The 1,343-nt window shown below is 66.3% G+C and carries 1 protein-coding gene; it reads left to right on the top strand.

Annotated elements, in window-relative coordinates; translation table 11 throughout:
* The first annotated feature begins 104 nt into the window (after positions 1-104).
* A complete protein-coding gene (locus tag AC1DS4_RS18945; protein ID WP_477613917.1) occupies positions 105-1,283 on the top strand; it encodes an IS481 family transposase in 1,179 nt (392 codons plus the stop codon).
* Positions 1,284-1,343: the final 60 nt, after the last annotated feature.

The following is a 1,343-nucleotide window of genomic DNA, read 5'->3' as shown; positions in this document are numbered from 1 at the left end:
TGTACGACTTCGCCTGATGCTTGACGTTTGGGCTTCGGTTGATGCCTGACAGTGTTTCGGTTGATGGTTGACACCTACTTCGGCTGATCCTTGACACTCCCTTGATGAGGGAGATGAGCGTGGCTGAGCAGCGGTACAAGGCGGTTCTGGCGGTCATCAGTGACGGCCGCACGGTGAAGGAGGTCGCGGCCGCCTGGTCGGTCTCGCGGCAAACCCTGCACGAGTGGTTGGCCAGGTACGAGCTGGGCGGTTTGGAGGAGCTGGCCGACCGGTCCCATCGGCCCGGAAGCTGTCCGCATCAGATGGATCCCGGGGTGGAGGTCGCGGTGCTCGAGCTGCGCCGGCTGCACCCGGGCTGGGGTCCGCGCCGGATTGTGTTCGAACTGGCCAGGAAGAACACCAGCGTCTCCGAGTCCGGGGTGTACCGGGCGTTACGACGGGCGAACCTGATCGACTCCACGGCCCGGCGACGGCGCCGCGAGGAGTGGAAGCGCTGGGAGCGCGGCCAGCCGATGGAGCTGTGGCAAATGGACGTCGTGGGTGGCATCGGCCTGCGGGACGGGACCACGCTGAAGTGTCTGACCGGGGTCGACGACCACTCCCGGTTCTGCGTGTGCGCGGCCCTGATGGCCCGCGAACGCACCCAGCTGGTCTGTGACGCGTTTACCGCGGCGCTGGCCACCCACGGGGTGCCCGAACAGATCCTGACCGACAACGGCAAGGTCTTCACCGGCCGGTTCAACCACCCACCGACCGAGGTGCTGTTCGACCGGATCTGCCGCGAGAACGGGATCGAGCACCTGCTGACCAAGCCCCGCTCACCCACCACCACCGGCAAGATCGAACGCTTCCACCGGACCCTGCGCGCCGAACTGCTCACCGGGACCCTGTTCACCTCAAAGGCCACCGCCCAGCAAGCCATGGACGAATGGGTCGCCTCCTACAACCAGGACCGGCCCCACCAGTCCCTGGACATGGCCACCCCGGCGGAGAGGTTCACCGTCACCACCCGCAGGACGCTGCGCGACCAGCCCGACCGAGACGGCCCCGAATGGGTCGCCCGGAAGGTCTCCACCGTCGGCGTCGTGTGCGTCTCCTGGCAACAGGTCTCCGTCGGACGCCACCGGGCCGGTGAACGCTGCGACGTCCACGTCGGCCCCGACACCCTCCAGTTCTGGATCGGCAACGAGCTGCTGCGCACCGTGCGACGCGACAGCACCGGCCCCGTCCGCAACAAACGACCCTTGGGAGGTGCACTGACCAAGACCCGCAGGACAAACTGACGTAAGGAGTGTCAAGGATCAACCGACGTAAAACCGTCAACCATCAGCCGAATGCCTACA

The sequence above is a fragment of the Pedococcus sp. P3_C7 genome (assembly GCF_056402615.1).
Note: the sequence above shows the minus strand (reverse complement) of the source record. Positions and strands in the feature narration are given on the sequence as shown.